The following is a 22,622-nucleotide window of genomic DNA, read 5'->3' on the forward strand; positions in this document are numbered from 1 at the left end:
CAGTTAGGAGGTTTTTCAAGTGGCGCACGATCATGGGCATGACCACACGCATGGGGCGAATAAAAAAGTGTTGATCATCAGTTTTGCCATCATCACGGCTTATATGGTGATTGAAGCGGTCGGGGGATGGCTGACAAACAGCTTGGCGCTGCTGGCGGATGCCGGGCATATGCTGAGTGACTCCATTTCGATGGGCGTCGCGATATTGGCGTTCACGTTAGGCGAAAGAGTGGCCGACTACAGCAAGACCTACGGCTATAAACGGTTTGAAATACTGGCGGCGGTTTTCAACGGCGTGACGCTTGTAGGGATTTCCGTTTACATCTTTTACGAAGCGTACCACCGGTTTGCCAATCCGCCTGAAGTGGCATCTACCGGTATGCTGATCATCGCGGCTATCGGTTTACTCGTCAATGTCCTGGTTGCGTGGCTGCTGATGCGCGGAGGCGATACGAAAGAAAATTTGAATGTGCGGGCAGCGTTTCTCCATGTACTCGGCGATTTGCTCGGTTCAGTTGGAGCGGTTGCGGCGGCCTTGCTCATCATGTTTTTCAATTGGGGCTGGGCAGATCCGCTGGCAAGCGTCATTGTCGCCGTGCTGATTCTGATCAGCGGCTGGCGAGTCACGAAAGACGCTGTGCACATCTTGATGGAAGGCACGCCAAAAAACATGGATCTGGACGACATCATCGATACGATGGAAAACGTGGAAGGCATTGAAAGTATCCACGATTTGCATGTCTGGTGCATCACGAGCGGCCAAAACGCGCTTTCCTGCCATGCCGTCGTCGATGGCAATCTGTCCGTCGGGGCCAGCCAGGAAATTTTGCGGAACGTCGAGCATAAACTCGGGCATAAAGGGATTGGGCATGTCACGATCCAGATGGAAAATAACGAACACCCGCATGAAAATGGATTGCTGTGCCAGAATAACGGGGAATCAGGGATTCATCGGCATGAACATTAAAAAACGCTTGGACAAATTCTGTCCAAGCGTTTTTGCCGTTCCGTATTTCAATGAAGAACCCGTTGCGCCTCTTGTTCATCTTTCTTTGATATTTATTCACTTACATACGATATTTCCGCTCCAGATGAGCTAAAATTTCCGAAAAAAGGGTATACCAAATTAATTGCTAAGAAGATTTTCCGAAGGGGAGGTTGCCATGTTCATCACAAGCCTGCTTGTCATCATCGGGTTCATGATGGTGCATATTTTTACGGATGCCATTAAGTATTTGGAGAAGCGAATGACCGACCGGCTGATGTCGCTGGTTTCCGGCGGTTCAATTGCATACGTTTTTTTGCATCTGGTTCCTGAACTGACGCATTATAAGGATGTCGCACAAGAAGCGCACTTAAACACCTGGCTGGAAGGGATCGACTATGTTACCTATATGGCAGCATTGCTTGGGATTGCCGTGTTTTATGGCATCAACCAATTAAGCGAAAAGTCCGAGCGGGAAAATAGGCGCAAAGAGAATTTAACAAGGCCATCTACAGCTGTATTCGTCCTTGAAATCAGTGCTTTTGCTCTTTACAGCGGCTTGATCGGTTATCTTATCCAAGAGCTGAGCGGCGACAGCATTGCTGCTTATGCCATATACTTCATCGTTTTTTCGTTTCATTTTATTGCCAAAAACCGAAACCTCTATTTGACGCATGAAGAACTTTATACCCGGATAGGTAGATGGATTTTAGCGGCTTCGGTTCTGGTCGGATGGATCCTATACGAGACGACGCATGCAAGCGAGCTGACTCTGGCCTTTCTGTCGTCGTTCCTGACAGGCGGAATTGTATTGAACATCTTGAACGATGAGCTGCCGGAAGAAAGGAAAAGCAGTTTTCCTGCGTTTCTCTTTGGTATGGTCTTTATTGCCGTTTTGCTGCAAATTATCATTTGATGAAAAAGCTGCACAAGAAAAAACCGCAGTCTGAAGGCTGCGGTTTTACTGAAAGAGATTTAAGTGGATCAACGCAGAGCCTGTTCGGCCAGGTGCTCATCTTCCTTTTTCACATAGAAATCATATTGCGTATTGGTGATTTCTGAAGTAGTCCTGGCGAAAGGCATAGTACCTTCTTGGCCGCCGCCAAAGACACTGTAATTCGACTTCCGTACAACGTCATAGGAAATGCCGTGCTCGCTTAATTGATTGGCCGCCTTGAAATACGGCTCATTGCCGAAAGCTGAGTGAACCAGGCATTTCTTTTCCATAAACAAAAACCGGAATAATCCCATTCCAACCGCACCCCTTTCTGAAACTCCTAGCGCTTCCGCAGTTCCTCCAAAATGTCCTTCAAAAGAGCATTCCGTTCTTTAGCCAAGCTGAATGCTTTTACAATCAAATAAATCACTACTGCAAAAAGCACGAAATAAAACACCATCATGAACATCGGCCACAGCATCAGGTTGCTCACATCAATCACCGTCCTTATCAGTAATACGCAACAAACTTCCAAATGTTTCAAAAAAGAAGAGTGGAAGCAATGAAGATTAAACGGATTGATGCTCTCTGATCTTTTAAGCAAATCCATCGAATGAACAGCTATGTATTTTATTCTGAAAGCTGTGTTAGATTATGGGTAACTATTGGGAAAACAGAAATTCAAACGGCTGAAATTATTATGAAATATGGCTGCAGGAAATTCCTCAATTAATAAGCTAAAACGAAATCCGAAATATGGTTTTAAGGAGGGGAAACATGGAGGATAAACGATGGCCAAAAGCTGCCATAGCGGCGGGGTATCGCCATAGCATCGGGCTGAAAACGGACGGCACGGTAGTTGTGGCAGGCGACAATAAATATGGCCAATGCGATGTGAGTGGATGGCGCGATATGACAGCGGTAGCAGCGGGCAGCGCCCATATAGGGAGTTCCCATACGGTTGGACTGAAATCGGACGGCACAGCTGCGGCTATAGGATGGAATAAGTACGGCCAATGTGAAGTGAATGACTGGCGTGATATAGCGGCGATCGCAGCAGGCTGGCGCCGTACGGTTGGAATTAAAGTGGATGGCACGGCAGTCGCTGTTGGCCGAAACAATGATGGCCAGTGCAATGTAGATGACTGGCATGACATCGTAGCGGTATCGGCGGGGGACTGGCATACCGTTGGGCTGAAGTCGGACGGCACGGTGATAAGTGCGGGAAACAATCGATACGGCCAAGGCGATGTGAGCGGCTGGTGCGATATCGTGGAAGTCGCCGCGGGGTACCTTCATACCGCCGGATTAAAATCGGATGGTACGGTGGCAGCTGTAGGGTTGAATAAAGACAGCCAATGCGAGGTAAGCAACTGGCGGAATATCGTGGCGATAGCAGCGGGGAGCAATCATACAGTCGGTTTGAAAGCGGATGGCACAGCAGTGGCAATAGGCCGGAACAATGAAGGGCAATGCGAGGTGAACGGCTGGCGTGACACCGTGGCGGTATCGGCAGGAAGCGCGCATACGCTCGGCCTTACATCCGACGGCACGGTAGTAGCTGCTGGCCGGAATACGGAACGTCAATGTGAGGTAACCGGTTGGAGCGGCATCGAGGCAGCCGGCAATTAATTATTGAAGGACCAATCATTCTGATTGAACAAGACACCTGAAGCAGCGGAGACAATTTATTATAGAAGAAAAAAGATTGGGCAGATGGATTCTGTCTGATCTTTTTTTATTAAGGATTCGTAATCTTGAAGGAGGAATACTGATCTTAAATATAGAATTTGTGGCTATATCTTTTATTTTGACTGCTAATATTCGATGGGGAAATTTGTTAATAACTTCATCAGTTCAACAATAAGGAAAGAAAGGTGGGACGAATGGAGACAGCCGGAAAGATCTTTTATCTCAGTGCTGTGTTATTGTTGCTGACGGGTTGTGTCGGTAACACGAATGAAGAAGCTGCAACAGGTGCTCCAGGAGAAAGCTCTGTAAATGAATCAGCAGAAAAAGATACAAGCGAAACCGATGGAAACACATCAAAAGGTGAGGGAGAGGAAGCGGATATGAACAAGGAAAACGAAGTCTCTTCAGAAGAAACTATCACAACTGATCAGGATAGCACCACTCCAGATGCAGGCAATCAGCAAGAAGATGCCTTATCCGAGTATTCTAGCGAGCAGATCGAATACGCCCGAGTGTGGCTGCAGCTCGGGCCGAACCAGAACATCGACGGCTTGTATGTGGAAAAAATACCCGCTGATACGCCGCTCAATCCGGACGATGAAACAAGCGGCGTCTATCCGGAAGACGTCATTCAGCTTGCTGGTTCCCGTCTGGTCGATGGCTCTGTCACCTATAGCGGCAACGGAGACGGCACCATCAATGTCTATAACGTGCCGCTGCGCTGGGACGGCGAGTATCCGGCGGGGGAAGAGTTCTACACGGAGATCATTGATAATACGGAGTCGGTAGCTGTTGATGTAGGGGAAGATGAGGAAGTTATTCGGTTGATTAAATTGCTGAAGGATGAATGATAATCAGCCATAGCACTATAAATAGACACCAATCAAAAAATCCCATTCAAGCAGAAATTTTCTGTTTGAATGGGATTTAGTTATTTCATTAAAATCAGGTTAAACCATTGCCTCTATATGTATAGAGTTCGTTATCCAATTACGGATTAGTCGACCATAGTCCAGCCGATTTCAACAGAACACGTGGATGCAGCTTCAGTTGGGCAACCATCATTTCAGCCAAATCTTCCGGCTGCATGACTTTGTCTGGATTGCCGTCCGTCAGGTTTTCCGAAAACGCCAGGTCAGTGGCAACCGTACTTGGTGTTAGAGCACTAACGCGGATATTGTGTTTTCTGACTTCCAGCATCAATGATTCCGTCAGTCCCAGGACACCGAATTTCGAAGCGCTGTAAGCACTTGTCACCGGTGCACCTTTTTGGCCGGCTGTTGATGAAATATTGATGATGTCGCCAGCTTCGCGCTCAATCATCTGCGGCAATACAGCATGCGTCACATAGTAAACGCCCATCAAGTTCGTGTCAATAATGCCTTTCCATTCGTCAGGCGACAGCTCAAGGAACTTGCCGAATTTGCCGATGCCGGCATTGTTGATCAAAATATCAATCGACCCCAGCTCTTCCGTTATATGTTCGACTGCTGCATTGACGGCTTTCATGTCAGCGACGTCAGCCACAGCAAATACTGTTTTCACTCCGTATTGTTCCAGTTCCGCTGCCACGTTCTCCAGATTGGCTGCAGTACGTCCAACAAGTCCTACGTTTATGCCTTCCGCTGCAAAAGCGAGGGCGGTCGCCCGGCCGATGCCTTTCCCCGCTCCTGTAATCAACGCATTTTTTCCTGTTAAGTTTTGCATATGAACAGCTCCTCTATAATCAATCAGTTCCATCCATCAGTGTAGCAAAGCATGGAGAAAAAAGCCTAGTGAAGAACTTCACGAAAAGAGTTCTGGTCCTTCGCTAAGAAAGGACGCTTTACTCGGTTTTCTCATCACTTAAATGGATCAAACCAAACTCGCTCAAATTAGTGCGAATAATCATCGCAATAGCTAGACAATTCTATTTATTGCTTGCATTGACTTACTTATCACCTTTGTTATAATAAATTGTACGAATAAAGTAAGAATGTACGATATTCGTACAAATCTGAATATTATTAAATGTAAGCCCTTTATATTTATATATTGAAAATTAGTTTACAGTAGATTTTTTTGGGATCACGGATTTTTAGGTTGGGAGGCGTAGGTAATGGAACAAAAAGAAAATTCGCATTGTTGTGCTGCAAGTCGTTTGAAATTGAGGGACAATGATGATTGGAAACTGGAAAAGGATGTTAAATTGGACCCAAAGTTAACCGGAAAGAAATTTTCAAGGGAGAATATGGTTTATATACCTGGAGGAAGTTTTCTCATGGGAACAAATGACAAAGAGGGCTTTCCTTTAGACGGAGAGGGTCCCATTCGAAAGGTAACGGTTAGTCCCTTTTATATGGATGAATGTACTGTAACAAATGCTGACTTCAAATCTTTCGTAACTGCAACAGGATATATTACAGAAGCCGAGAAATTTGGAAATTCATTTGTTTTTTATCAGTTTTTGAGTTCAGAAACTGATAAAAAAGTGACGCAGAGAGTACAACAAACACCATGGTGGATGGTTGTAGAGGGTGCTTGTTGGAAAAATCCCGAAGGTCCTGATTCCACGATAGATGGTCGCTTGGATCACCCGGTAATACATATTTCATGGAATGATGCGCAAGCGTACTGTAAATGGTCTGGTAAACGGTTACCCACTGAAGCAGAGTGGGAATTTGCTGCTCGCGGGGGATTAGAACAAAAAAAGTATCCATGGGGTGATGAGTTGACGCCTGGTGGAATTCACCAATGTAATATTTGGCAGGGGAGTTTCCCGAAAGTAAACAATATGGAGGATGGTTATGCTGGCACAGCACCGGCTAAGTCTTTTCCAACAAACGGATATGGCTTATATAACATTTCCGGAAATGTTTGGGAGTGGTGTTCCGACTGGTTTAGCATAAACATTCAAAGCCGGGGCGGTGGTGTAAACCCAAAAGGGCCTAAAACAGGCGACATGCGAATCATGCGCGGCGGATCCTATTTATGTCATCAATCTTATTGTAATCGCTATCGTGTCGCGGCACGAACTTCGAATACGCCAGATAGTTCAACTGGCAATATTGGGTTTCGCTGCGTTGTTGATGTCTAAGAAAACTATTAGCGGGATTAAAAAGAAATTTTACTTATTTGGGGTACCAATATGTTCCTTTCTTCTTGATTTAGTTGAATAGTTTAGTAAAGATGTTCCAAAACTGGCTAGGTGATCAATAGAGGTTAATGGATAGGGCAGTGAAAGAAAAACGAATGAATCCGTAAAAGCAATACAATTATTGTGAGGAAGATGGGGGAAGACATATGGGGAATAAGAGGATTTTTTCTAACTATATTAATAAGTTAAGTGTGTTTGGTACAGTAGCTCTACTAGCTTCGGCATCTGTATTAAGCGGTTGTTCATCGGGGGAAAAGGTTGAAAGCACAAAAAGAGAATCTGCAATAGAGCCTGATACAAACGTCATTTACATTGTGCTGGATGATACAGGTTTTTCAGATCTGGGAAGTTATGGGTCCGAAATAAAAACTCCGGTTATGGATGAGCTAGCCGAAAATGGACTAAGGTATAATAATGCCCATGTAACACCACTTTGTTCACCGACAAGAGCATCATTACTGACAGGAAGGAATTCACATGAAGTTGGTGTTGGGACAGTTACCAATTTCGACATGGGACCGGAATTTCCGAATAAGCGGGGAGCGATTAAACCTGAAGCCGGAACGATTGCTGAAGTGTTAAGGGAAAATGATTACAATACTTATGCAGCCGGAAAATGGCATTTGGCTCCAACCGATCAAACAACCCCTGCGGGTCCTTATGATAATTGGCCACTCCAAAAAGGATTTGACCAATATTATGGCTTTATAGAGGATTCATCAGACCAATATAGACCAGATTTAACGATTGATAACACCCAGATACCTTCTCCTAATGACGAGGAGTATCATTTTTCAGAAGCAATCGTTGAGAATTCGAATAGATACATCACCAATCATACAAGTATTCATCCAGACAAAAACTTTTTCTTGTATCTGACTTTCGGTGCGCAGCATTCTCCGCATCAAGTACCGGAAAAGTATATAGATATGTATGAAGGTGTATATGACAAGGGTTGGGATGAAGTTAGGGAAGAACGTTTCGAGAAACAAAAAGAGTTGGGTATTATTCCGGAAGATACAAAATTATCGCCTAGCAATGAAGACATAAAACATTGGGATGAATTAACCGAAGTAGAGAAAAAGAACTACATCAGATTTCAACAAACGTATGCAGGTTTCTTAACACATACTGATGAACAAATCGGGAAATTAGTAGACAATCTACGTAGCCTCGATCAGCTGGAAGATACTATGATTGTATTAATATCGGACAATGGAGCCAGTGGAGGGGGAGGAGCTAACGGTTCGTCGAGTAGAACTTTAGCCTTTAACGGCGAGGGTGAAACAATTGAAGAAGTAGACAAACATTACGAAAATTTTGGCAATGACCAAACAGGAATGGACTATCCTAGAGGATGGGCGCAAGTGAGTAACACACCTTTTAGAAGCTATAAAAACACTGCTTTCGAGGGAGGAACCCATTCGCCATTAATTATCCATCATCCGAAGTTAATAAAAGATCCAGGTTCCATCAGATCACAATACGTTAACGTAAATGATATTACACCAACTGTATTTGACATAATAGGAATCACACCTCCAGAAGAAATAAATGGAGTGAAACAAATGGAATATTCCGGAGAAAGTTTTAAAGAGACATTTACAAACCCTAAAGCTAAAGGGAGAGAAACACAGTATTTTGAAGTGTCAGGACAAAGGGCTATCTATCATGATGGATGGAAAGCGGTAGCAAATCATACAAAAGGGGAAGCCTTCGAAGAGGATCAATGGTCTTTGTATAATGTTGAGGAGGATTTTTCTGAAACGGTGGATATTGCAAAAGAAAATACCGATAAATTGGAAGAATTACAAAAACTGTGGTTGGAAGAAGCGGAAAAGTATGGAGCACTACCGCTGACTGATCTCTTTATAGAAGGATTTTTATCTATTCCAGATGATACGTTGAGAGCAAAAAATCATTTTACGTATTATAGAGGAATGAGCAGGTTAACAGACTCGGCAGCCGCACCGATCATTAACCGTTCCTATGAAATCAATATTCCAATTGAACGTAATAACAGTGAAGAAGATGGTGTTCTTTTAGCGCACGGCGGCATCGAAGCCGGTTACACAATTTATATTAAAAATAATAAATTGGTGTATGAATATATATTAGGCGATAGAGAATATAAAATTACTTCTAATGTTGATGTACCAGTCGGTGAGTCCGTGGTGGCTTACAAATTCGATAAGACAGGCTCACACGAGGGGAAAGGTACATTGTACATTGATGGTAAAAAAGTCGGGGAAACCAATTTAGAAGAAACACAGTCCTACAAAATGTCATTTGAAGGCCTGGATGTCGGAAAAGATTCTGCCTATCCAGTTAGTCAAGAATATGCGGATCAAGGTGAATTCGAATTTAAAGGGAAACTCCTAAAAGTTGAATATAAACTTGGGAATGATGAAGAGTTTATAACACCTAAAAGTTAATTGGTGAGGTCGGACTCCCTAGTCCTAGGAAATATATGCCCGTAAACATAAAAACAGGAAAAAGCATTTACAGAGCTTTTTCCTGTTTTTATGATATGGCTGTTTGTCGAATTAAGTGCAACAATTTTTCCTGAAACGCCTCGTATGCAGTTGTCCAGCTTAAAATCGCACCCCTGTGTACCGAAAGATGTCATCTATTCACGAAAATTACATAGCCACCAGCCATCCTAACTGAAATCAGTCGGTTTCGAGGATGGCTGGTGTATGTTTATGGGCATTGAGAAATGTTTATAATTGTTCCAGACACAGGGGTGAAATGGCAAATTTGCAAAACCGCTGGCGAAAATTAATTTATTCAGCGGTTTTCAATTTTGCAGGAAATTGAAAACGGAGAACCGCATTTATCTTTTTAAAATTTTGCTTTAAACCATCATTCTAAATCCAATTGCATATGGTAGAATAATCCTAATAATGAATTTTATAAAATAATATTAGCGATGCAGGAAGGACGGCAATCAGGCACTGCTTTTATTCGTATAGTTTCCTGGATCGAGAAAGCAAGGCAAAGGGAAAGCAAAATCCGCATTATCAAATGACAGGGGCTGAATGTATGTTGGGAGAAAGAGAAGAAGATGTGTTCACTAAAAAACCGGCGGAGAAACGCAGGCTTGGTGAACCGACTGGCGCTTTCAAAGGCGCGGCTTGGGGTGCATTGCTAATTGGGGTGTCGTCGTATTTGATCGGGTTGTATAATGCGGCGATGGAGTTGAACGAAAAAGGGTATTATATTGTATTGCTGATTCTCGGACTTTACTCCGCCGTATCGCTTCAAAAAGCCGTCAGAGACCGCGATGAAGGAATACGGGTCACGAATCTGTACTACGGCATCAGCTGGTTTGCGCTGATTTCGGCGATTGCTTTAATGGCGATCGGCCTATTCAACGCCGGCAGTATTGTGCTCAGCGAGAAAGGCTTTTACGGCATCTCATTCGTGCTGAGCTTGTTCGCGGTCGTCACGGTCCAAAAGAACGTCCGCGATACGGAAGAAGCGAAAAATATCGGAGAATCGTGACACGATTCCAAGCAACTATCATAAAGAAAGAAGCGTCCAATATCTGTTGGGCGCTTCTTTTTATGTTTGGAAATAGCAGTCCCCTTAATCGTAAATCTTCATAATGAATTGATTCATAATGCGGATTCTGGGTACATGTTTATTAAGAAGACGAAGCGGTCATTTTGACCAATCTATAAGATCGATTAGAAATGAGGTTTATAATGTGGAAAATATCCTTCCAATAGCAGCAGTAGTACTAATTTTGATAGTTGGCCTTTTCCTTTATTTTAATAGAAGAAAAGAAACACCTGCAGAGCCTGAAATATCATCAAGTCCAGAAAGCGAACCGGAAATAAAAAATAGTGAGCCGGTTATAGAAGAAGATCCTTATGTTCCTTTTATGCCTCACATTTCAGAAGTTGAAGATGAAGAAATAGGGGAAAGGCAATATAGAAAGATAGAAATCCCGGCAATTTTGAAATTCGATATTCGGGAAACGCTTAATGCCGGGGCACTGGTAATTGAAGATGCCAAAAAATATAAGGTGAAATTCAGTCCTGAAGTGGTGAAAGGGTTAAAGAACAAAAACATGACGCTTATAGAACGAGTGAACAGAAAAGGGTATCTTCCTGCAGTAAAAAAAGACGGCACGAAAGGCATTTATGAACAAGCCGTTTTATTGAAAAAGGTTGATCCGAAACTGGTTGCCCATGCGAGCTTCAGTCTGTTAACCGCTGTTGTCGGGCAGCAGCAATTGATTGAAATCCAAAGTTCGTTAAAAAAGATTGAAGAAAAATTAGCTGTTCTATTGCAAAACAGAGACAATGATTTTGCCGGGAAAATCGAATCCAGGTTCAGCTATTTCAGAGAAGTAATCACACGCTTCAGAAATAATGGCATCCTGCTTGGTGGCGTGGAAGATCAAAAAGTAGAAGATTTCTATACGGCTACTCTTCAAGATTTAAAGGTCTTAAATAAAGATCTTAAAGGAATAGGAGAAAACATCGATAAGTTGAAAGAACATGAAACGATTCGGAATTGGGGAGAAGCGGCAGTAATAAAGGATTATAAGAAACTAATTGATACATTCAACAACAAACAAGAATTGGTGTTATTGAACATCAAGTTCATCGAAGAATGTTACGAGCCTTATTTAACTTCAGTAAGAAATTATCAGGAAGCGAATTCAAAATCCCAAGCGTTAGTCGAAGTGGTGGCTGAAAACAATAACATTATTAGTGTAATTGAAAGCAAAGTGAAAAAGATTGAAGAGAACTATAAAGTGAAATTGAACTTTGGGGTAAAAGCGTTGAAATACAGAAACCTTGAAGGTTTGAAAGAAGTCGCTCCCTTGAGGATCAGTCAGCAAAAGCTTGCCGCAAAAGAGATTCCTACCGAGCTGCTGTTTGAAATCACTGATGAAGAAAAAGTGTATGCGTACGTGCCTGAATAAGGAAGAACATCACTTAATATTCAGAGTTGAAGACATGAAAAGGCCCGATCTAGTTGGATTCTTCCACTAGATCGGGCTCTTTAAATTAAACGGTAATTTTTGATTTTTGGACAGTGAAATCGGTTTCCGGGTAATAGGCATCTTTCACTAACAGATTCGGTCCGAGACATTTTGCTGCGGGACAATGGCAGCCGATCGTCTTCGCTAATGGCCGTTCCAGCCAGCGGTCAAGCATGGCCGGCAACGAATCGGTCTGGATATTGCCCATCGCAGGGGTATCGCCAAAATCCGTGACGATGACTTCGCCGGTGAAAATATTAACGTTTAACCGGGAGCGGCCATCCGGGTCATTGCGGACGGTGACGTTTTTGCTGGCATGGATGCGGTTCAATAATTTAGTATCTTCTTCGTTTTGGCTGCACGGATAAAACGGCAATGTACCGAATAACATCCAGACATTGTCATCGCGGGCATCCAATAAGTCATGGATCGCTTTTCTCGTTTCATCGAGCGATAACACTTCCAGTTGGCTGGCGAAATCGCTTGGGTACATCGGATGCACTTCGTGGCGCGCGCATTTCATTTCTTCAATGATCTGCTTGTGGATGCTCTTCAAATGAGGCAATGTCCGTTTGTTCAGCATTGTTTCTGCCGATACCATCACGCCGGCTTCCGACAGCGCACGGCTGTTGTCAATCATGCGCTGGAACTGTTCGGCCCGCCGCTCTCTGGAAGGTTTGCGTTCCATATTGGCAAACCCGCCATCGACAAAATCATCGATTGTGCCCCAGTTATGGGAAATGTGCAGGACATCCAAGTAAGGCGCGATTTCCATATAGCGGTCAAGCGGCATCGTCAAATTCGAATTCATTTGGGTGCGGACTCCGCGTGCATGGGCGTATTTTAATAGAGGCAACACATAATTGGCGACCGATTTTTTTGAAAACATTGGCTCTCCGCCGGTCAAACTGATCGTCCGCAAATGCGGAATTTCATCCAATCGCGCAAAGAGCAGCTCGATCGGCAAAGCATCCGGATCCTTATGCGCCAGCATATAGCCGACAGCACAATGTTCACAGCGCATATTGCATAAATAGGTCGTGGTAAATTCGATGCTGGATAAGGTCAGTTTGCCGTGTTCTTGAATATCCATATACGCTTCCCACGGATCGTATTGGGGTGTAATTTTGGTAAGTGTTGTTGCAGTGTTTTCCATATATACCGAACTCCTAATAATTTTCTCGACTATTAAGTATGCGCTTTTCGATTTGCTTGCGCAAGGGGCGGTTGTTAACTCTTAATCCGATTACTAATTGCGTGCCTGGGAAAATTTTTAAACGGTTCCGACCATTCAAGGCAATTGTCTGGAAGGAAAAATCATTAGGGTGAGAAGGGGTTCTGGGTAATGGAGCTTTGATAGTTTTGAAAAAATCGGAATCACTGTGAATTATGCCGTCCCTTAGAAAGTTAAATTTTTATGTATTAAAATGGAAATATATATGTATATATTTATGTTAAAATGATACTATTTACTCAATGAATTAAATAGTAAAAAAGTATGTGCATGCAAAAGGGGACATAACATATGACCACTAATCAAAAGAACCGAACCACTGCTAGAGATTAAATTCTGTCAGCAGTAAAAGTAATTACCCAAGAACGGCAGGGTAAAAGTTTTAAATTTGAAGAAGTGATCATTCTAATGAAAAGTCGAGAGACAACTTATAAAGAAAGTACAATCCGAACACATATCACTTCAAGATGTTGCGCTAATTCTCCTAACCATCATGGGTCTGTTTACAATGATTATGAAAGAATAGGAAAAGGTTTGTATAGATTGATTTAGATACAGCTTAATTTGCAGGCTATATAAAATAAGCTCCTTTAGATTTAACTAACTATTATTTTGAAAGAAGAGATGTTGATGATCAGTGAAATTAAAGGGAAGATTTCGAGGTCTGGGAGTAATTTGACCGATAGATTAGAAGACAAATTAACCGGGGACTTCTTCGGAGCGCTTAGGTATTTGCCTTTTGAGCAAGGGTTGAAAGGAATATTACAACAAGTTAAGTTTGCTGAAGAGAAAGACCAGAATGAGTGGCTGACATTATTAGATTTGCAGAGCAGTTATAAACTTGATTATAAATTTTGGCCGAAACATCCTAAAGGGGAAATTGATTTAATGCTAGAATTCGATGATTTACTAGTCGGAATCGAAGTGAAATACAAAAGTGGTATTTCTTCGGAAGATGATGCGGAAGTAAAGAAAGTCATTGATTACAAGGATAGCCTTCATCAATTATCCAAGTATTCACATATGCTTGAAGAACGAGCAGGCAATCGAAAATGTTATCTCCTCTTTTTAGCTCCATTTGCTATTCAGTATCAAGTGCAACAAAAACTGAATGTTACATATGAAATTTCACCAGCTGTCAAAATGGGGTACACCATTTGGGAAGACTTACATACGGCACTTATTTGGATGACAAAGACAGCTCAGCAAGGCGCACAACAATTGGTACTAACAGACGCAAAAGAATTACTGGAAGTAAAAGGATTGAAAAGATTCAGCGGATTTGTGAATTTCACTGCTTTTTATGAAATACAGCATACACCTTATATTTATGAAAGTGATAAAGCTTTACCAAGCTCAGCATGGTCTTGGCCAGAAATGCAGTCATCAGAGGAGGATCAACCTTATGTCTACAGTACATACTAAAGGTGAAAATATTGTTCGAGCAAGCAATCTATTAAAAGAAACCTATGAGAATTTGAGTGTATTGTTTAGTGAATTGGATCGTGTTGGCGAGGAACAAGGATATGTTTCGATTACTCCGAGATTTATGCGCTACAAATCGACAATTGATTCCGACGGCTGGCTTATAACAAATTTCATCAAACTTTATGTGAAATCTACAACGATTCCAGAGGGTGTTGATGATATTAGAGACTTGCCTTGGTATGGTGTGATGGTGGATTTAACTGAAGATGACGAAGTGGACTTTCCGGTACTTTCAATATTGCGTTATCAATTTGATCAGTCTTACTGGAACGGTATACCATCAGTCTCCGACCATTGGACATTTTGGTCTCCGTTTTACGAAGAAGAGTTTGATAGATTGCATACAAAGAATGAATGGACTGTACTATCAAACGGTAAATTAAAGAAAAAATATGCTGGATTTGAAAAGCTAAAAGCGATTGATATGCCATTGTTTGATGTAAAGTCTCCAGAAGATGTTCGGGTAAAGGTTTTTGAAGGGTTTAAACAACTGGATTTTTAAGGAAAGAAATTAAATTTAGAAAGCAGGAATTCGAATGAAAGAAGTAATTTCACTTCCGGCAGGACGGACGCAAAAGATAATACAAAAGTATTTAATTCACGCACATCCACATCCACGCTCGTATAAAGAAGCTGAATTTATCGCTCTTCGTAAAAAGGGCGGCATAATGGATACACTCTATAATGTTCAGCATGAAGTAGTTTTGTGTCCTAGAAATGAAAATTTAAATGAACAAATCAATCACCTGAATGAAAACTTTCAAGAACGTCTTAAAGGATATATCCAAGAGCGAAGTAACACCTTTGGTTTTGATGAGAGAGAAGAATATAAGTTTTATCTATTGGAAATTAAAAGGTATTTGAACCATCTTCCAAGAACAGCGACAACTTCACAAGCTCACACTTACTTTACTTTTAGTGAGCTGACGAGCGGGAGACAGATTGTTTTAAGAGAATCCGAAATGAAGAAGCAATAAAAATTAAACAAATAAAATACAATTTAATAATTCTACAAGTTTGAATTCATATGTCGATTAATTAAGAATTATACCTTCCATTCCAGAATTCATAATAACCAATTAAAAGGGGATAACTTCTATGTTAAATAGTTCATTGAAAAAAGAAGCAATTGAAGAGTTGAAAAATTCACTAGCCACTCACGAAAAATCTTCAAAAAAACTACAAAATAGAGCAATTAGTCTTCACAACACTCGTGCCTATGGAGTAGATGTTATTAATAAAGTAGAAGCATACATTAACAAATTAGCCAATACTCCAAAAGAATTTGAGAAAACATTTGAGAAAGTAGAAGTCAATTTATCAAGCTTTAAAATACTCAGTGAAATTTCATATGACGAAAAAGAAATGATTAAATTAGCCGGAGGAGGTACTGCGGTAGGTGTAGCGGCAGGTGTAGCTACTGCAGCAATTGCGCCGACTGCTGCTATGGCAATTGCTACAACTTTTGGAGTTGCTTCGACAGGAACTGCTATTTCTAGTTTATCAGGGGTAGCAGCAACTAATGCTGCATTAGCATGGTTAGGCGGAGGTGCTCTTGCGGCTGGTGGTGGGGGTGTAGCAGGTGGCGGAGCATTATTGGCGTTAGCTGGTCCTATTGGCTGGGGAATTGGAGCTGCTAGCCTTGCAGCCGGAGGAATTCTTGCCAACAAAAAAAATAAAGAAGCTGCTATTAAAGCTGATAAAGAACGTGTGGATGTTATAAAGGCAATTAAAGTTCTGGAGGCAACAGCCACAGAAATTACAAAGTTAAATGCTTCAACCGAAAGACTCGCTACAAGTATTGAACAGAGCTTAATCTCGTTTGTAAGTAACGCAAAAAGTGTGGAATCTTACACTGAATTTTCACAAGACGAAAAAGATTTATTAAGAGCTTTAATAAATAATACTGAAAGTCTTTCAGTTTTATTTAAGAAGGAAATCGGAGAGTAGATGTCTACACATGTTTGGAAAGATCAAGTCAATGCAGCCGGTGTAGATGGATTTAATCAGTGGAAAGAAGCTTCTATAAATAATCAGTTAGAACAAGTTGTAATAGAAAATATAAAAAACCAAAATCTACAAAATCAAAATTTTGAAAACGCGTTAGGACATATGATGAAAATGCGCGTCTTTTTATCGAATCCCAAAAATATTCTTGGATCAGAACAAACAAAACATGGAGAAGTGGCAGAGCATTTAGAGGTGAATGTACGGAATGCTTGGGCTGTTTTGAATGGGCAAAGCGAAGTTGCTACCTTTAATGGAGTTGGCCGCACTGCTCCTGAAGACTTCATCATTGAAGGCATTAAATATCAGTCGAAATTTATTAATGGAACAAATAATACACTTAAGCATGTACTCAATCATTATGAAAAATACGAAGATGGGTTAATGAATTATTCTATTCCTAAAGATCAATATAAAGTTATTGAAGCAATAAGAGCAGGTGAAACTCCTAGTCAGTTAAGTGATAAGTCTGCACGTGCTATTCTAAAAAAGGTAGAGGAAATAGAAAGTCAAACAGGTAGAAGTTTTCAAGATTTGGTACAACCATCCGTATCAAACTATGATGAAGTACAATTAGGTGTAGTTGGAAAAACCGTTTCGAATTATCAGAATGAAATTGTAGAAGAAAATCAAGAAATTCAAGATGGAATTCTCAAAGAAGCAAAAACAAAAACAAAAATACTTGAAGCTAAAAAAGGTCCTTCGATAGGTGAAGGAGCTAAAATTGCAGGTAGTGCTGCAGCAATTGCTGCTTCTTTAAATACTATAACAGTCATGTACAGCAAAGTTAAGGAAGGAAAAAAGATACAGGATTTTAATGAAGACGACTGGAAAGAAATCGGTTTAAGTTCCGCAAAAGCAGGTGCAAAAGGTGGAGTGACTGCAGGAAGCATTTATACTTTGACAAACTTGACTTCGTTATCGGCACCATTTGCCGGTGCTGTAGTTAGTGCCGCTATGGGGTTAGCAACCTTGAGCGTAGATTTGAAAGAAGACCGAATTTCTATGGATGAGTTTGTTACAGAAGGTCAGATTCTTTGTCTTGAAGCAGGGATAGCAGCTACTGGCGGGGCAATTGGACAGATGTTAATACCTATTCCAGTATTAGGTTCTATTATTGGAACGGTGACAGCGAATTTTGTTTGGGGATTTGCAAAAGACAATATTGGTGCTAAAGAACAGGAACTAAAGAAAGTACTTAATGAGTATACAAATTCTCTGCTAGTAGATGTAGATCAAGCTTATGAAGACATTATTTCTAAAATAAATGCAACATACAACCGTTACAACTCTCTTATTGAAGCAGCATTTGATGTTCAAGCAAATTCGGCTGTTCTGGCTGCTGCTTCTGTTGATTTGGCAATAGAAATAGGTGTAGATAATTCGAGGATTTTAAGAAATAATGCTGATTTAGATTCATTTTTCTTAGGATAAAAAATAAGGAAGTATAAAATGAAGAAATCAAAAAATGAAGCCGGAATTTATCGCTAAGGCAAAAGCATATGCTGAAGAGATAAGGGAAAGAGCAGGTATTCCTGTCGAAGTTATCAAGGAGATTCAAGGAGAAGCTGGTGTAATGACCGAGTATGATCAGAACATGTGGCATGCGAGAGAGGTTTTGAGGGGAATCGATGGTGATTACTGATATAGAGATACATTAGAATATTTTAAATTCAGATTTGTTAGTGCTACGAAGCAAGAGTCTTCTTTATATTTATAAATATACTTCTTGAATTGAGAGGACACCATGCTAAACATATTTAAAGAAACACTCACTAATATATTTGAGCAATATGAGGAGAGAAAATAATGGTAGTACTTCTAGTAATTATATTAATAATTACCTTTACAATTGTATATGCCAAAAAACAAAACCAGGAGACAGAAAAGAAAAATGTTAGAGCGGATAGTACTTTGAAAACTAACTTAGAAGTAAATTCTCAAATTTCAAAGGAGAAGGAAGAGCAAGCGAAAGACAAAGAGATTATCCTCTACGACATTCGAAATTTAATCAGTTTGGATAATGGATGGGCGCATTATTTTTCTTATAATGAGGAACGGATACGTTATGAAGGGAGAAAAAGAGGGGAAACGCAAAGTTATGGTGACTTTTCTATAAATATGCTGTCTAGAGTTGAATTGGTAATGGGTGAAGAAACTCGTTCTGGATATGTAAGGGCATTTCTCGATTTTTATACCGATGATGGAAACAGTAGAGTTTATATTACTGACAAAAAACTCATAAATGAAAATATCGACTTCTTAGAAGAGATTGCAGATACGATAAATGAAGAAATTATTCCAAACTATGAAGAGTTGGAATTTGTGAATTAGAATTGCGTGGAACATAGGACACTGGAATTAAAAGAAATATGAAATGCCTTTCCAATTTTTTATCGGAAAGGCATTTTCCTATGTTCTTGAATATCCATATACACTTCCTACGAATCGTATTGCGGCGTAATTTTGATGAGTGTTGTTGCATGATTTTCCATTTATACTGAACTCCTAATAATTTTCTCAACTATTAAGTATGCCCTTTCGATTTGCTTGCGCAAGGTTCGGTTTCAATTCATGCTATCATCATTGATGAACACCAGTAATCTCTTCCATCAACCGAATCCATTCTTCTCTCTTAAAATCATACATATCCAGTTCGATCTTCCGCAGAACCAGATGGATGCTATCGAACTTTTCATCTGAGCGGAATCTCCACCAGCTTTTCACTGTGGGAGCCTTGGTGCCTGGCGGGTAATACATCAATGTGCCTTCAGGATTTATGATGTCCTCGACTCGATCAACATCCAAAAGATTATGCGGGAAATCAATATAGAGGCCGAGAGACGCTTTATGGGGCGTGATAGACCCGATTTTATGCATGGATTCCGCATCCTTCTTTTCAAGAGAATCACTCCAGGGAACCGGGTTATGGCTGGCAATCAAGATCTTGCCTTCTGCATTCGTTTCAATCTTGCAATTCGGAAGACTGTTAAAGAATTCGAGCATTTCGTCCATTTTTTTCGTTACTGATTTGTTCACTTTGCCACTCCTTCAACTTACTCATTGGTCCTATCATAATTCAAAACCCCACTACTTGTAAATATGAACAGTATCTATAGCATTTTCGTCTCTCTATATAAAAAACAATTCCAAACGATTTTGACCATTCACTGCAATTTATGCTTTATACATTTCTGTCCCGGTAGATAAGTGTTTTAGACGTGGGTTATTCATTTCTTCATTTTGTTGTAATAAAAACAGCTAAGAAAAAGCTGTCCCTAAAAACTTCCGGGGACAGCTCTTTTTATGCGATAGAATAAAGTCCTTAATTCCGTTCCAAAACATTGGTGAGCATATGGTGGACGACTTCATGGTCGCGCGGGTCGTTTAGGATGTATTTACCGCCCGGCAGTGTATACCATTCTTCGGCGCCAACATACGTGATTGAAAGCGTTAAAGCCCCGTTTTCATCGCAGCTTGTTCGCAATTCGAGTTCGCCGCTAATTACGCCGACTTCCTCAGTCATGACTCCATGGGACGCTGTGAATACCGATGATTTTGTTTCCAAATCTCCACCTCCAACTTCTGGTTATCTACTGAAATTTAGTAAGAGCATGAGTAAAGCATCGTTTGCAGGGCTGTTTTTTCTGATGACTGTAAGCTCATGTCATAGCTGTACTTCGTGTTGATCCACATTTTTGCATAAGCGCACTTTGCTCCCGCACGCGGAGGCTGCCATGTCGATGGGTCCTGGTCACCTTTCGAACGGTTGACGCTTGCTGTCACTGCGATCAGCTTTGGCCCGTTCAGGTCATTAGCGAAATTTTGGCGTTTTGTCTGAGTCCAGCTGCTTGCACCTGAACGCCACGCTTCAGCAAGCGGGACGACATGGTCAATATCAATTTCTGAGGGTGAATATACGGTGACACCATCATAATAACTATACCATTTGCCGGATGTGACCGGGCAACTTCCGCTGTAGTAGTCGGCGTCGCGCTTCAGCACGACTTGGCGCGTATCACAGCCTCCGCCTTGGCTGATCCAGTGCGGAAATTTGTCCCGCGAATAGCCGGTCATGGAACCCTCTGTCTTTACGGTCAGGGCGTTCAGCTGGGATTGGGCGTCAGCTTTTGTCGGAATGCCAGGAGGCAAGCCGGCAGATGCAGAATTCGGATTAAACTGAAAAACACCGAACATCAAAACGAGAGTTGCGGCAAATAAGAAAAACTTTTTCATTACAGAATTTCCTCCCTTGTAGTTTATATGTATCACCATCCATCCTGAAACTGATGAGATGCTAATGCCTTGGTGCAATGGTGCGATTAAAGCAGCAGATAAAGTAATCCTATATCCAAATCGTAATGCATAAACGGCCTATATAAAAGTAAATAATAGTAAATATTATGTAAATATTTGAAGTGATGAAGGATTTCATAACCATTAGCCTTACAGTTGGCTGGAGTTTTCCACTTGGATGACTGTTGAACATTTAGCCGGAGCATCTCTCGATATTTGTTTATAAAATTCTCCTACACAATTAACTCATGGAGTATTACGAAAAAAGATCATATAGGAGTGGCTCTCAAAATGCATAGAAAAAAAGCCACCTTCAATGAAATCAATCGATTTCGAAGGTGGCTTTGTATTTTTATGAAGTTGGCAGGTATTCATAATTGGGCCGGCCGCAGGGACCATTTAGTACTGGTCGGTAAAAGGTAAAATAAAAGAAATTAGCTTCCTAATCGAAGTTTTCAGGATATTCCTCCTTGAATCTGTAAAACGTTTCTATAACAACTCCTGTGCCAGCAACCGGTAGACATCCAGCCGTTTTTCCTGGGAATGGGGGATGCTGCAAATCATAGCTTCTTCAAAACCGTATTCCATTTGCTCCTGCTGCAATTGAAGGGCTACGTCTTTGGCGGAACCGACTAAATGGATGTTGCGGTTTGCCTGGATTTGCATGCGGTCCATTTCCGTCAATGCAGAGTTTTGTGCTTCTTCGGGTGTCATGAGGGGCATAATGCGGCCGCGCGTTAGCATCAGACGCGAAATATCCTGCGGCAATGCTTCGTATTCCGCTTCTTCGGCCGTTTCAGCCGTTGTCGCTAAATACGACACCGAAATTTCGGGTTTTTCCATAAAAGCGGAAGGGACGAAATTTGTCCGGTAGGAATCCAAAATGTCTTTCGTCATGCCGCCGTTAAAGAATTGGGCAAATGAATAGCCGACGCCCATTCGTCCCGCTTCCAATGCGCTATTGCCGCTCGAGCCGAGAAGCCAAGCTTCCGGGAGCTTGATATTTGTCGGAGAAGCAATTGTTTTATTGTACATATTGTCCTCAGGCACTTCGTCGTTAATCAGTTTCAGCGCCGTGTCGAATTTCCCGTACATATCATCCGTCATGGCCCGGCGTCCTTGAGACAAGGCATAGATGGAACTATGGTCGCCTCCCGGTGCGCGCCCTACACCGAAATCGATGCGGCCTGGCGCAAGTGCGCTCAGTGTCTTGAACACCTCCGCAAGTTTCAAAGGCGAATAATGCATCATCATCACGCCGCCTGTGCCGATTCGGATGTTTTCTGTTTTGGCGCTCAAATATGCGGCAGTGACTTCAGGAGCGGAGCTGGAAAACGCGCCTGAGCCATGATGTTCCGCCATCCACATCCGGCTGTAGCCTAACTTGTCGGCGAGAACCGCAAGTTCCACCGCTTTTTTCATGGCATCTTCTGCCGTGTTACCTGTCGTCACGGGAGCTTGATCCAATACGCTTAGTTTCATCTAAATTACTTCCTTTCTTGAATTGCAAGTTTGCATAGTAAGGAGTATAGCAGTCCGGCATAATGGAATCATGTCATCTGCCTGTGAAATACTCACGTCCCTGTATCGAACACAATTTCCACTATACAAGAAAGCTGCATATCAACACGCTACTCTCGCTGATTCAAGGGGTGACGATTGTATGTTTATAGAGGGAAGAAATTATTCATAATTGAGCCGTACACAGGGACCATTTAGGAACCACTGGAAAAACGTTGAAATAAGTAGAGTAGATACTATGAAAACGCCGCTCCAAGGAATACTTATTTCCTCGAAGCGGCGTTTTTTATTGATACTTATAGATTGGATGAGAATTAAATTGAT

General features: G+C 41.6%; 24 protein-coding genes. 16 read left to right on the top strand and 8 right to left on the bottom strand.

Annotated features, from left to right (window positions below; genetic code table 11):
* The first annotated feature begins 19 nt into the window (after positions 1–19).
* Both ACSFXN_RS14830 and ACSFXN_RS14835 read left to right on the top strand, forming a co-directional pair.
* The gene (locus ACSFXN_RS14830; protein WP_437150849.1) at positions 20–967 is read left to right on the top strand and encodes a cation diffusion facilitator family transporter; all 948 of its coding nucleotides are present in this window, start codon (positions 20–22) and stop codon (positions 965–967) included.
* Between the two features lie 196 nt (positions 968–1,163).
* Positions 1,164–1,901, top strand: a complete 738-nt coding sequence (locus tag ACSFXN_RS14835; protein ID WP_437150850.1) for a hypothetical protein — start codon at positions 1,164–1,166, stop codon at positions 1,899–1,901.
* Positions 1,902–1,969: 68 nt separating this feature from the next.
* On the opposite strand, the gene ACSFXN_RS14840 is transcribed toward ACSFXN_RS14835, so the two are convergent.
* Complete coding sequence (locus ACSFXN_RS14840; RefSeq protein WP_437150851.1) at positions 1,970–2,236, bottom strand: hypothetical protein; 267 nt, start codon at positions 2,234–2,236, stop codon at positions 1,970–1,972.
* A 26-nt stretch (positions 2,237–2,262) separates the two neighbouring features.
* The gene (locus ACSFXN_RS14845) at positions 2,263–2,415 is read right to left on the bottom strand and encodes a hypothetical protein (RefSeq protein ID WP_437150852.1); all 153 of its coding nucleotides are present in this window, start codon (positions 2,413–2,415) and stop codon (positions 2,263–2,265) included.
* A 284-nt stretch (positions 2,416–2,699) separates the two neighbouring features.
* On the opposite strand from ACSFXN_RS14845, the gene ACSFXN_RS14850 reads away from it, so the two are divergent.
* Both ACSFXN_RS14850 and ACSFXN_RS14855 read left to right on the top strand, forming a co-directional pair.
* Entirely contained in the window at positions 2,700–3,554 is an 855-nt protein-coding gene (locus tag ACSFXN_RS14850; RefSeq protein WP_437150853.1) for an RCC1 domain-containing protein, read from the top strand.
* 254 nt (positions 3,555–3,808) lie between these two features.
* On the top strand, positions 3,809–4,465 hold the full coding sequence (locus ACSFXN_RS14855) for a hypothetical protein (protein WP_437150854.1): 657 nt from the start codon (positions 3,809–3,811) through the stop codon (positions 4,463–4,465).
* 139 nt (positions 4,466–4,604) lie between these two features.
* On the opposite strand, the gene ACSFXN_RS14860 is transcribed toward ACSFXN_RS14855, so the two are convergent.
* Positions 4,605–5,321: a 3-ketoacyl-ACP reductase gene (locus ACSFXN_RS14860; protein WP_437150855.1), complete on the bottom strand. Its 717-nt coding sequence runs from the start codon at positions 5,319–5,321 to the stop codon at positions 4,605–4,607.
* 391 nt (positions 5,322–5,712) lie between these two features.
* On the opposite strand from ACSFXN_RS14860, the gene ACSFXN_RS14865 reads away from it, so the two are divergent.
* The 4 genes from ACSFXN_RS14865 to ACSFXN_RS14880 all read left to right on the top strand — a co-directional run bounded on the left by ACSFXN_RS14865 (position 5,713) and on the right by ACSFXN_RS14880 (position 11,692).
* Complete coding sequence (locus ACSFXN_RS14865) at positions 5,713–6,690, top strand: formylglycine-generating enzyme family protein (RefSeq protein ID WP_437150856.1); 978 nt, start codon at positions 5,713–5,715, stop codon at positions 6,688–6,690.
* Between the two features lie 206 nt (positions 6,691–6,896).
* A complete protein-coding gene (locus ACSFXN_RS14870) occupies positions 6,897–9,185 on the top strand; it encodes an arylsulfatase (RefSeq protein ID WP_437150857.1) in 2,289 nt (762 codons plus the stop codon).
* A 610-nt stretch (positions 9,186–9,795) separates the two neighbouring features.
* Positions 9,796–10,257: an inner membrane protein YiaA gene (yiaA, locus tag ACSFXN_RS14875; RefSeq protein ID WP_437150858.1), complete on the top strand. Its 462-nt coding sequence runs from the start codon at positions 9,796–9,798 to the stop codon at positions 10,255–10,257.
* A gap of 205 nt (positions 10,258–10,462) precedes the next feature.
* Entirely contained in the window at positions 10,463–11,692 is a 1,230-nt protein-coding gene (locus ACSFXN_RS14880; protein WP_437150859.1) for a DUF1572 domain-containing protein, read from the top strand.
* A gap of 85 nt (positions 11,693–11,777) precedes the next feature.
* Here ACSFXN_RS14880 and yfkAB read toward each other — a convergent pair whose 3' ends face one another.
* Positions 11,778–12,908: a radical SAM/CxCxxxxC motif protein YfkAB gene (gene yfkAB / locus ACSFXN_RS14885; RefSeq protein WP_437150860.1), complete on the bottom strand. Its 1,131-nt coding sequence runs from the start codon at positions 12,906–12,908 to the stop codon at positions 11,778–11,780.
* 432 nt (positions 12,909–13,340) lie between these two features.
* On the opposite strand from yfkAB, the gene ACSFXN_RS14890 reads away from it, so the two are divergent.
* The 8 genes from ACSFXN_RS14890 (at position 13,341) to ACSFXN_RS14925 (ending at position 18,815) form a co-directional block, all read left to right on the top strand.
* Complete coding sequence (locus ACSFXN_RS14890) at positions 13,341–13,538, top strand: DUF7669 domain-containing protein (protein WP_437151156.1); 198 nt, start codon at positions 13,341–13,343, stop codon at positions 13,536–13,538.
* 78 nt (positions 13,539–13,616) lie between these two features.
* Positions 13,617–14,411 (top strand): hypothetical protein, encoded by a 795-nt coding sequence (locus ACSFXN_RS14895; protein ID WP_437150861.1) that lies wholly within the window; start codon positions 13,617–13,619, stop codon positions 14,409–14,411.
* Positions 14,392–14,976 carry a hypothetical protein gene (locus ACSFXN_RS14900; RefSeq protein WP_437150862.1) on the top strand — a complete coding sequence of 195 codons (585 nt, stop codon included), beginning with the start codon at positions 14,392–14,394 and terminating at the stop codon, positions 14,974–14,976. The genes ACSFXN_RS14895 and ACSFXN_RS14900 overlap by 20 nt, the downstream gene beginning before the upstream one ends.
* 34 nt (positions 14,977–15,010) lie before the next feature.
* The gene (locus ACSFXN_RS14905; RefSeq protein ID WP_437150863.1) at positions 15,011–15,451 is read left to right on the top strand and encodes a hypothetical protein; all 441 of its coding nucleotides are present in this window, start codon (positions 15,011–15,013) and stop codon (positions 15,449–15,451) included.
* A 121-nt stretch (positions 15,452–15,572) separates the two neighbouring features.
* The gene (locus ACSFXN_RS14910) at positions 15,573–16,424 is read left to right on the top strand and encodes a hypothetical protein (protein WP_437150864.1); all 852 of its coding nucleotides are present in this window, start codon (positions 15,573–15,575) and stop codon (positions 16,422–16,424) included.
* Entirely contained in the window at positions 16,425–17,915 is a 1,491-nt protein-coding gene (locus ACSFXN_RS14915) for a hypothetical protein (RefSeq protein WP_437150865.1), read from the top strand. It begins immediately after the preceding gene.
* Between the two features lie 34 nt (positions 17,916–17,949).
* Positions 17,950–18,126, top strand: coding sequence for a hypothetical protein (locus ACSFXN_RS14920; RefSeq protein ID WP_437150866.1), 177 nt, complete (start codon positions 17,950–17,952; stop codon positions 18,124–18,126).
* 164 nt (positions 18,127–18,290) lie between these two features.
* Positions 18,291–18,815: a hypothetical protein gene (locus ACSFXN_RS14925; protein ID WP_437150867.1), complete on the top strand. Its 525-nt coding sequence runs from the start codon at positions 18,291–18,293 to the stop codon at positions 18,813–18,815.
* Positions 18,816–19,064: 249 nt separating this feature from the next.
* On the opposite strand, the gene ACSFXN_RS14930 is transcribed toward ACSFXN_RS14925, so the two are convergent.
* From ACSFXN_RS14930 to ACSFXN_RS14945, 4 genes are all read right to left on the bottom strand, one after another.
* Entirely contained in the window at positions 19,065–19,520 is a 456-nt protein-coding gene (locus tag ACSFXN_RS14930) for a hypothetical protein (RefSeq protein ID WP_437150868.1), read from the bottom strand.
* Positions 19,521–19,806: 286 nt separating this feature from the next.
* Positions 19,807–20,049, bottom strand: coding sequence for a hypothetical protein (locus ACSFXN_RS14935; protein ID WP_437150869.1), 243 nt, complete (start codon positions 20,047–20,049; stop codon positions 19,807–19,809).
* A gap of 35 nt (positions 20,050–20,084) precedes the next feature.
* Positions 20,085–20,717, bottom strand: coding sequence for an HNH endonuclease family protein (locus ACSFXN_RS14940; RefSeq protein ID WP_437150870.1), 633 nt, complete (start codon positions 20,715–20,717; stop codon positions 20,085–20,087).
* Between the two features lie 549 nt (positions 20,718–21,266).
* The gene (locus ACSFXN_RS14945) at positions 21,267–22,259 is read right to left on the bottom strand and encodes an MsnO8 family LLM class oxidoreductase (protein WP_437150871.1); all 993 of its coding nucleotides are present in this window, start codon (positions 22,257–22,259) and stop codon (positions 21,267–21,269) included.
* Positions 22,260–22,622 lie beyond the last annotated feature (363 nt).

Source organism: Planococcus sp. 1R117A, from assembly GCF_051417975.1.
Lineage (GTDB): Bacteria > Bacillota > Bacilli > Bacillales_A > Planococcaceae > Planococcus > Planococcus shenhongbingii.